The 9,905-nt window shown below is 65.8% G+C and carries 8 protein-coding genes; 3 read left to right on the forward strand and 5 right to left on the reverse strand.

Annotated features, from left to right (window positions below):
• Both VF497_RS08845 and VF497_RS08850 read right to left on the reverse strand, forming a co-directional pair.
• Positions 1-524: patatin-like phospholipase family protein (locus VF497_RS08845; protein ID WP_330887780.1), on the reverse strand; the 524-nt coding region annotated here is incomplete at its 3' end.
• Positions 525-575: 51 nt separating this feature from the next.
• Positions 576-2,471: an ATP-binding cassette domain-containing protein gene (locus VF497_RS08850; protein WP_330887782.1), complete on the reverse strand. Its 1,896-nt coding sequence runs from the start codon at positions 2,469-2,471 to the stop codon at positions 576-578.
• A 157-nt stretch (positions 2,472-2,628) separates the two neighbouring features.
• On the opposite strand from VF497_RS08850, the gene pyk reads away from it, so the two are divergent.
• The gene (pyk, locus tag VF497_RS08855; RefSeq protein WP_330887784.1) at positions 2,629-4,098 is read left to right on the forward strand and encodes a pyruvate kinase; all 1,470 of its coding nucleotides are present in this window, start codon (positions 2,629-2,631) and stop codon (positions 4,096-4,098) included.
• Positions 4,099-4,151: 53 nt separating this feature from the next.
• Here pyk and VF497_RS08860 read toward each other — a convergent pair whose 3' ends face one another.
• Positions 4,152-6,212, reverse strand: coding sequence for a S9 family peptidase (locus VF497_RS08860; RefSeq protein ID WP_330887786.1), 2,061 nt, complete (start codon positions 6,210-6,212; stop codon positions 4,152-4,154).
• Between the two features lie 173 nt (positions 6,213-6,385).
• Here VF497_RS08860 and VF497_RS08865 point away from each other — a divergent pair, with 173 nt between their 5' ends.
• Entirely contained in the window at positions 6,386-6,841 is a 456-nt protein-coding gene (locus VF497_RS08865; protein WP_330887788.1) for an energy transducer TonB, read from the forward strand.
• Positions 6,842-6,986: 145 nt separating this feature from the next.
• Positions 6,987-8,003, forward strand: a complete 1,017-nt coding sequence (locus VF497_RS08870) for a class I fructose-bisphosphate aldolase (RefSeq protein ID WP_330887790.1) — start codon at positions 6,987-6,989, stop codon at positions 8,001-8,003.
• 115 nt (positions 8,004-8,118) lie between these two features.
• On the opposite strand, the gene VF497_RS08875 is transcribed toward VF497_RS08870, so the two are convergent.
• Together VF497_RS08875 and VF497_RS08880 are read right to left on the reverse strand one after the other, a co-directional pair.
• Complete coding sequence (locus VF497_RS08875) at positions 8,119-9,144, reverse strand: hypothetical protein (protein ID WP_330887792.1); 1,026 nt, start codon at positions 9,142-9,144, stop codon at positions 8,119-8,121.
• Positions 9,145-9,197: 53 nt separating this feature from the next.
• On the reverse strand, positions 9,198-9,716 hold the full coding sequence (locus VF497_RS08880) for an O-acetyl-ADP-ribose deacetylase (protein ID WP_330887794.1): 519 nt from the start codon (positions 9,714-9,716) through the stop codon (positions 9,198-9,200).
• Positions 9,717-9,905: the final 189 nt, after the last annotated feature.

The raw sequence follows: 9,905 nt of genomic DNA on the forward strand, positions 1-9,905 counted from the left end.
TCGCCCTTGCCGATGTCGGTCGCGACCGAGCGGAACGGAATCGGCAAATCATCGAAGTCCTCGGTGCGCAGCGTGGATAGCAGCAGGCGGCGCAGCAGCAGCTGCAGCTTCTGCCCCTGGATCGCGCCGCGCGGCAGCGCGATCTTGCCGTCGCGCAGGCCGAGCTCGATGCCGCCGAGGAAGCGCAGTTCGTCCTCCTTGCGCCGCATCGGAAGCTCCTCGCGCGGCGGGTCGTCGTTGAACATGTCCTTCCAGTCGATGCTCTTGAGCACCGCCTCGATTTCGTCAGCCGTGTAACCGGCCGCGTAGAGGCCACCCACTATGGCGCCCATCGACGTGCCGGTGATGCAGTCGATCGGCACGCGCTCGCGCTCGAGCATCTTGAGCACGCCGATATGCGCCGCGCCGCGCGCGCCGCCGCCGCCGAGCACTAGGCAGGTTTTCTGGCGTGTGGGTTGCGCTGGTACTTCGGCCGCGACAAGGCACGACGCGGCGATCAGGAGGAGGGCGAGGAGGCGAAGCATGGCTGGCTCGGCGATGGGATTGCTATCGCGCGAAGCCTAGCCGAGTCGCGCTCAGCTTTCGAGCGCCTGCCAGCGTGTGTAGGCGTGATCGAGTTCCGCCTGCAGTTTCGCAAGTTCGCTGTTCGCGGCGAGGATGGCCGAACTGTCCTGCTTGAAGAACGCCGGATCGTTCATCGCTGCCGTGCGCGCGGCGATGTCGTTTTCGAGTGTCTCGATGCGCGCAGGCAACTGTTCGAGTTCGCGAGCGTCCTTGTAGCTCAGTTTGCGCTTTGCCGAAGGAGCCATGCCTTCGTCGTCGGCGGGTGCAGGCGTTGCCGCAGCGGAGACCGTCGGCGCGGATTCGCGGCGCTCGTTGCGCGCCGTTGCCGCCGGCCGCTGGCGCAGCCAGTCGCTGAAGCCGCCGACGTATTCGCCGACGCGTCCATCGCCTTCGAGCACGAGCGTCGAGGTCACGACGTTGTCGATGAATTCGCGATCGTGCGAGACGAGCAGCAGCGTGCCTTGATAGGAGGCGAGCAGCTCCTCGAGCAATTCGAGCGTCTCCACGTCGAGATCGTTGGTCGGCTCGTCCATGACGAGCAGGTTCGACGGCTGTGCGAAGAGTTTCGCGAGCAGCAGGCGGTTGCGCTCACCGCCGGACAGGCGCGTGATCGGCGCGCGCGCGCGTTCGGGCGAGAACAGGAAATCCTGCAGATAGCCGAGCACGTGCTTGCGACTGCCGTTGAGTTCGACGTATTCGGTGCCTTCGGCGACGTTGTCGAGCGCGTTCCAGTCCTCGCGCAACGCGCTGCGGTGCTGGTCGAAGTAGGCGATCTGCAGGTTCGTGCCCGGTTCGATTTCGCCGCGCTGCGGCTTCAACTCGCCGAGCAAGAGTTTCAAAAGTGTACTTTTTCCCGAGCCGTTCGGGCCGACGATGCCGATACGGTCGCCACGCAGGATCGTCGTCGAGAAATCGCGCAGGATCAGCTTGTCGTTCCAGGCGTAGTCGACGTCACGCGCTTCGATGACTTTCTTGCCCGAGGCCTGCGTCGTTGCCAGCGTCATCTTCGCGTTGCCGCCGAGTTCGCGCCGCTCGGCGCGCTCGCGGCGCAGCGCCTTGAGTGCGCGCACGCGGCCCTCGTTGCGCGTGCGCCGCGCCTTGATGCCCTGGCGGATCCAGACTTCCTCCTGCGCCAGCTTCTTGTCGAACAGCGCGTTCGCCTGCGCCTCGGCGTGCAGGCGTTCCTCGCGCCGGCGCAGGTAGTTGGCGTAGTCGCCGGGCCATGAAGTGACCTGGCCGCGATCGATCTCGACGATGCGCGTCGCCAGCGCACGCAGGAAGCTGCGGTCGTGGGAGACGAAGATCAGGCTGAACTCGGCGTTGCGCAGGAATTCTTCCAGCCAGGCGATCGCCTCGATGTCGAGGTGGTTGGTCGGCTCGTCGAGCAGCAGCACGTCGGGTGCGCGCACGAGCGCCTGGGCGAGCAGCACGCGTCGCTTCATGCCACCGGACAGCGCGGCGAAGTCGATGTCGGCGGGCAGTTCCAGTCGTTCGAGCACCTGCGACACGCGCCGGTCGAGATCCCAGCCGTGCTGGGCTTCGATCTGCGCCTGCACCGCGCCGAGCGCGTCCAGATCGGCGGAATGTTCCGCAATCAGATGGTGATAGCGCGCGAGCAACGCGCCGAGGTCGCCGAGGCCGTCGGCGACCACGCCGAACACGCTGCCGGCCACGTCCTGCGGCACCTCTTGCGCGAGCTTGGCCACGCGCACGCCGTTCTGCACGCGCACCTCGCCGTCGTCGGGTTTGATCTCGCCGGCGATCAGGCGCAGCAGGGTGGATTTGCCTTCGCCGTTGCGGCCGACGATGCAGACGCGCTCGCCGGCCTCGATCGCGAGATCGACCTTTTCGAGCAGCAGCGGGCCGCCGACGCCGTAGTCGACGCGTTGGAGTTGGATCAGGGACATGCGCGAATTGTAACGTTGTCCGTGCCGTCGGCCGCGGGTTTTTTTGCGCAGCCGGTGGTGGATCGATGCCGCCGCCGCACCTGGCACAACGATTTGCGCAACGTTGTGCTAGCGTAGCGACATCGATACCAAAGCCACGCAGAGCCGAGAGGGAGAGATGGAAACGCAAGTCCGCCGCACCAAGATCATCGCCACGCTGGGGCCGGCCACCGACGCGCCGGGGATGCTGAAGAAGATTCTTTCCGAAGGCGTCGACGTGGTGCGCCTGAACATGTCGCACGGCAAACCCGAGGATCACGCGCGCCGCGCCAGGGAAGTGCGCGAGGTCGCCGCCGAGCTTGGCCGCGAGGTCGCCGTGCTCGCCGACCTGCAGGGGCCGAAGATCCGCATCGAGAAATTCCTCGCCGGGCCGGTGATCCTCAAGAGCGGCGATCCGTTCGAACTCGACTGCCGTACCGAGGCGCCGCCAGGCGATGCGACGCGCATCGGCGTGAGCTATCTCGGCCTGCGTAACGACGTGAAGCCGGGCGACATGCTGCTGCTCGACGACGGCCTGATTTCGCTCAAGGTCGACAAGATCGAAGGCACGAGCATCCACACGACCGTGGTCGCCGGCGGCGCGCTGTCCGACCGCAAGGGCATCAACCGCCAAGGCGGCGGCCTCTCGCTGACCGCGCTTGCGGAGAAGGACAAGGAGGACATCAAGACCGCTGCGCAGATCAATGCGGATTTCCTCGCCATCTCGTTCGTCAAGTCGGCGGCCGACATCGAGGAGTCGCGCAAGCTCATGCGCGCGGCCGGCGGCAGTGCAGCGATGGTGGCGAAGATCGAGCGCAGCGAAGCGATCGGCCCGGCGCTGGCCGGCATCATCGATGCGTCGGACGTAGTCATGGTCGCGCGCGGCGATCTCGGCGTCGAGATCGGCGACGCGGAGTTGCCCGGCATCCAGAAGAAGATCATTCGCGAGACGCTCGCGCGCAGCAAGGTCGTGATCACGGCGACGCAGATGATGCAGTCGATGGTCGAGTCGCCGATTCCGACGCGTGCCGAAGTGCTCGACGTCGCCAACGCCGTGCTCGACGGCACCGATGCGGTGATGCTGTCGCAGGAAACCGCAGCCGGAAAACATCCGGACAAGGCCGTCGCGGCGATGGCGCGCGTCTGCGTCGGCGCCGAGCGCGGCTTCGAGGTGGGCGAGGAATTCGCCGCGCCGGCCGTGCGCCTCGAACGCGTCGACCAGGCGATCGCGCTCGCGACGATGTATACCGCGAGGCACATCGGCGTGCGCGCGATCGTCGCGCTGACCGAATCGGGCGGCACCGCGCAGTGGCTCTCGCGCTACCGCTCGCGCGTGCCGATCTACGCGCTCTCGCGCCGCGTCGGCGCGCGCCGGCGCATGATGATCTACCGCGACGTTACCCCGATCGCGTTCGACGCGCACGGTGTCGATCCCGCACACGCGGCCAAGGCCGCCGTGCAGACCTTGTTCAACTTGAATCACCTCAGCGAAGGCGACCGCGTGATCCTGACCACGGGCGACCACACCGGCCAGCACGGCGGCACGAATACGATGAAGCTGCTGCGCGTGGGGCCGGGCGGCGTGGCCGAAGGTTTGGGCGATCTATGATGCGATGCACCGGGGCGCGAATCGTCGCACCCCGGCTTGTGCAGGTGCGGTAACTATTTCTTCTCCGCGCCCGCGCGGTGCTTCTCGAACCAGCCGATCGTGTACAGCACTTGGTCGAGCATGTTCGACGGGCGCGTGTTGATCTCGTGCGAGGCGCCCGGGATGCGCAGCATCGCGGTGTCGATGCCGCGCAGCTTGAGCGCCTGGTAAAACTGCTCGGCCTCGCCCGACGGCGTGCGGTGGTCGGCGTCGCCGGTGATCATCATCGTGGGCGTCTTCACGTTGCCGACATAGGCGATCGGCGAGCGCTTCATGTAGTGCTCGGCGTTCTCCCACGGCACGCCGGGGAACCAGTACTTGGTGAACAACTGGTAGAAGTCGCTGGTCAGCACGAAGCTGTACCAATTGATCACGGGCTTGGCGACGACCGCGGCGCGGAAGCGGTCGGTGTGGCCGACGATCCATGCGGTCAGCACGCCGCCGCCGCTGCCGCCGGTGACGAACAGATTGCTCGTGTCGATGCTGCCGCGTGCTATGACCGAGTCGACGACGCTCATCAAATCGTCATAGTCCTGGCTCGGATAGGCGTTCTCGATCAGGTTGGCAAACTCGGTGCCGTAGCTCGTGCTGCCGCGCGGATTCGCGTAGACGACGACATAGCCCTGCGCGGCGTAGAGCTGCGTCTCGGGTGCGAAATGCGGACCGTAGGCGGCGAACGGCCCGCCGTGGATTTCTAGCATCAGCGGATACGACTTCTTCGGATCGAAGCGTGGCGGATAGACGACCCATGCTTGCACGCTGCGTCCATCGGCCGAGGATTTCACGTTGATCTCCTCGACCTTGCCGAGGGTCTTGTGATCGAGCAGGTTCGACGAGAGGTCGGTCAGCGACCTCGGCTTGCTGCCGCGCGCGACGATGCCGACATCGGCCGTGTGGGTCAGCGCATCGCGCGTGTAGGCGACGCGCCCGGCCGCGCCCGACATCGCGCCGCCCGTGTACGGCCGGCCGATCTGGGTGCCGCCAAGATCATCGGCGACGGTTTCGACCTTGCCGCCGCCGAGGCCGACATGGCCGATCTTGGTCACGCCGCGTTCGTCGTAGCTGAAGTACAAGGCGCCGTTGCCATCCCACACAGGCTCTTCGACGCTGACGTCGGTGTCGGCAGTCACTGCATGTGACTTGCCGCTGGTCAGATCGAGTGCGTACAGATGCACGGCCTGATACGGATGGCCCTTGTCGTCGAAGCCGAGGTAGCCGAGCGTGCGACCGTCGGGCGAGATCACCGGATTGCGGTCGGGCCCCTTGCGATCGGTGAGCTTGGTCAGCGCACCGTTGTCGACGTCGACGCGATACAGCTCGCTTTCGAGCGGCTGGTGTTCCCAGTCGTCGTTGAGGTTGGCCGAGACGTAGACGCTCTTGCCGTCGCGCGCCCAGGCGATCGGACCGGCGAAGTCATGCTTGCCCGTGGTCACTTCGCGCGCGGCGCCGCCGTCGGCGGAGACGACGAAGACATGCGCATATCCCGGATCGACGTAGCCGCCGCCGTCGATGCGATAGGTGAGACGGTCGATCAGCTTGGCCGGCTCTGCCCATTCGGCGCCCTTCGGCGCGGGCGGCAGTTTCGCGAACGGCGGATCCTGCGCGGGCACGCGCTGGGTGAACGCGATCCAGCGGCCATCGGGTGACCACGACAGGCTGCCCGGACCTTCGGTCAGATGCGTGATCGCCGAGCTTGCGCCCGAGTCGAGCCAGAGTACGTGGATCTGCGCCTTGCCCTCGCTCGTGGCGATATAGGCGATGCGCTTGCCGTCGGGCGACCATTCGGCGTTGCGCTGGTCGCTGCTGTCGGAAATCAGCGCGCGCTGGCCGCGGCCTTCGGCGTCGACGAGCCAGAGTTGCGAGCGCTTGCGATCCTTCATCACGTCGAAGCGCATGCGCTGGTAGACGACACGCTTGCCGTCTGGCGAGAGCTGCGGGCGGTCGGCCCACTCGAGCTTGAACACGTCGAGCGGGGCGAACGTGTCGGATTGAATCGGCTGCGGATCGGGCGGTGACGCGTCGGCGGCAGCGGCAAGATTGAAGACGAGAAGGGCGCCGAGCGCGATCGCACGCATGAGTTTTCTCCACGGAAAGAACCGGCATTCTGCCACGCACCTCCCCGGCGGCAATGTGCCGTTGGGCACGGATGAACACGATGGAAACGTGGCGCCGGATTTCGCGAACGAGCGGGCTTGCGTATGATCCAAGTTCCAAAGCGTCGTTCCGGCGCGTGCCACAGGAGCTCGACATGAAACCGGTGTTTCGCGTTCTCGCCTTGACCCTGCTCGCCGCCAGCGGCAGCGCTTTCGCACTCGAGCGCGCGCACCTCGTGCAGCCCGCGGAACTGTCGAACTGGTGGCTCGTGTCGGGCACGGGCGATCCGAAGGTGCCTTCGTACGGCAAAGGCCTGACGACGCCGACCTGCGTGGCGGTGTCCTACCGCATCGAACGCGGCGGTGCGACGAGCCAGGTCAAGCTCGAGAAGATCGTGCCCGAGGGCGATCTCGGCGCGGTCGCGGTCGACATCGTCAAGGGCCTGCAGTACACCGCGGCGCAGAAGAACGTCGGCAAGGATCCGGTCTACACCTACGTGGTCATGCCGTTCAACGCGCCCGACGTGAACAAGGGGCCGAGCGCGGTGGCGGAGCGCCAGCGCATCCTCGATGCGTGCAAGCTTGAGGACTTCAAGCTGCCAGCTGCGTAACGAAAAGTTCATGCGCCGGCGCCGGCGCCGCGTTGGCGTTCAGCTTGCCAGCAGCGGAATCCGAATCGGCCTATAATGCCGGCCCCCGCGATCTGCGAATCGCGGCAGCGCGTACGCGCACGAATTCAACGTTACGGAGTCATCCATGAGCATCGAAGAACTGGAAAGCATCGCCCAGGCGATGGTAGCGCCGGGCAAGGGGATCATCGCCATCGACGAGTCGACGAGCACGATCAAGAAGCGCTTCGACTCGGTCAAGATCGAGAACACCGAAGAGAACCGCCGCGCCTATCGCGAGATGCTTCTGACCGCGCCGAAGCTCGGCGAGCACATTTCCGGCGCGATCCTGTACGACGAAACGCTTCGCCAGTCGACCAAAGCCGGCGTGCCGTTCACCAAGGTGATGATGGACAACGGCATCCTGCCCGGCATCAAGGTCGACAAGGGCCCACATCCGCTGGCCGGATTTCCGGGCGAAGTCGTTACCGAAGGCCTCGACGGCCTGCGCGAGCGCCTCGCCGAATACGCCAAGCTCGGCGCCAAGTTCGCCAAGTGGCGCGCGGTGATCAACATCGCCGACGATGCGCCGAGCGGCACCTGCATCGAGGCGAACTGTCATGCGCTCGCGCGTTACGCTGCGCTGTGCCAGGAAGCCGGTATCGTGCCGATGGTCGAACCCGAAGTGCTGATGGACGGCAACCACGACATCGACGTCTGCTACGACGTGACCGAGGCGACGCTGCGCTCGTTGTTCGGCGCGCTGTACGAGCAGAACGTCATGCTTGAAGGCACGATCCTGAAAGCGAGCATGGTAATCTCGGGCAAGGATTGTCCTGAGCAGGCCTCGGTCGACGAAGTCGCCGAAGCGACCGTGCGCTGCCTCAAGGCGACCGTGCCGGCCTCGCTGCCGGGCATCGTCTTCCTCTCGGGCGGCCAGACCGACGAGCAGTCGACCGCGCACCTCAACGCGATGAACCAGATGGGCCCGCACCCGTGGCCGCTGTCCTTCAGCTACGGTCGCGCGATGCAGTCGGCCGCGCTGAAGTACTGGGCCAAGGACCTGGTCAAGAATTTCGCCGAGGCGCAGAAGATCGTCGTGTCGCGCGCGCGCGAAAACGGTCTCGCCGCGCTGGGGCAGTGGACGAAGGCGAAAGCCGCCTAGTCTGCTGACCAAGTCGCGCCGTTCGAGCGGCCATGCGGCTGCTCAACGCCGCGCAGGAAACGAAACGATACGTGCCGACGTTCCCGCAAGGGGAAGGTCGGCGCCTTGTCAGGGCTCAGGGAACAACCTTGGATTCGCCCAGGTCCTTCCAGCTGTAGCGCGGCACCTGGATCCACTGCCCGTTCTTGAGTTCGGGCACCTTGTGCACGCGCACCTGGTCGACGCTCATCTTGCCGTTCTTTTCGCTGAGCCAGAAATCGATGTCGTAGATTTCGCCCTTGCTGCCGGCGGTACGAAAATCGGTACAGGCGAAGAAGTGCCCGTCGTCGAGCTGGCGAATCGGTTGGTGCGTGTCGACGAATTCCAGGTTCAGGTCCTTGCCGGTCTTGTCGTCCTTGAGCTTGAATATGCCGCCGTTCTTCGCGGCCTGGGCGAGCGCATTCTGCTCGACGACCGACATCACTTCCCAGCTGCGCTTCTGCGCCATGTGGCCGGGATGCTCGGAGGCCGGTATCCACCACCACGGAATCGGCTGGCGCGTGACGGCCGTCCATTTGCCGTCCTGCTGCTTCGGGGCCTGGTAGATGCGCGTCTCGACGATCTGCAGCTGGCCGTTCGCGGGCGCCACCCAGAAGTCGACCAGGTAGTTCTTCTGCGCGTCCTTGCTGTCGTGGAACTTGACGTCGGGGAAGAAGCCGTAGCCGTCGATCGTGCGCGTGAAGTCGATGCCGTCGAACGCGAGCTTGAGCGGCGAGCCGTCGAGCGGGTCGGTCAGCGCGAAGACGCCGCCGTTGGCCTTGGTCTGCGCCGCGACATGCGCCTTGACCACGGTCTCCGCATCGTTGCCGTCGAAATTCTGCATCGCCTCTTCGGTCGACTGCACCAAGCTCGCGGCGATGAACGTGCGCGCGCGTTCGAGATTCTGCTGGGGATCCTTGAGGAACTCGGTCTTCGACGCGGTGTCGCGGAAACAGTAGACCTTGCCGTCCTTGTCGGTCCAGGTGAGGCTGCAGTCGGTCATCACGTGGCGACCAGTCGCAAGACCCTCGGCGCACTGGCCGCCGAATTCCGGTTGCGGGCCGGCCGCGGCGGCGACAACGGAGATCTGCAGCAGCAGTGCCATGGCGATTGCGCGGATCATGGCGGGACTCCAGGAGCTTTTCGCCATGATACTCCGATGCCGCGCGGGTGGAGTCACGGCTCCAACAAGTCGCGGTAGGCGTGCACGGCGTCCTTGCCGAAGCAGCAGAACACGACGCGCTGCGGCGAGATTCCGTGCCAGGCACGCACCTCGCGTATCGCGATGCGCGCTGCCTGGTCCAGCGGATAGCCGAACACGCCGCAACTGATGGCCGGAAACGCCAGGTTGCGCGCACCGTGCTCGAACGCGAGTCGCAACGACTCGCGGTAGCAGCTCGCGAGCCGTTCGGCCTCTCCATCCTTGCCGCCATGCCAGATCGGCCCGACGGTGTGGATGACGTGGCGCGCGGGCAGGTCGAAACCGGGTGTAATGCGCGCCTCGCCGGTCGGGCAGCGCACGTACGGGCGCACCAGCTGGATGGCCTTGCATGCGGCCGACAGGCGCGGACCTGCGGCGCGGTGGATCGCGCCGTCGACGCCACCTCCACCCGACAGCGCTTCGTTTGCGGCGTTGACGATCGCGTCCACGCGCAGCGTCGTGATATCGGCTTCGACCACTTCGATCGTCGGCATATCGGCACCAATGATGCGTAATGCGGTTAGCATAAGCACATGCAACGTAAAAATTCCCAATCGGACGATCCCTGGCGCAACGCAAGGATCAAGCCAGCTACGCCTGCGCCACGTGCCGCGCCGCCGCCGGCCGAGCGCACGATGGCCGAATCCGCCAAGCCGCCTGCAGTGCAGCGCCGCGGCGAGGAA

This window comes from Rudaea sp. (assembly GCF_036383415.1).
In the GTDB taxonomy this organism is placed as follows: Bacteria; Pseudomonadota; Gammaproteobacteria; order Xanthomonadales; family Rhodanobacteraceae; genus Rudaea.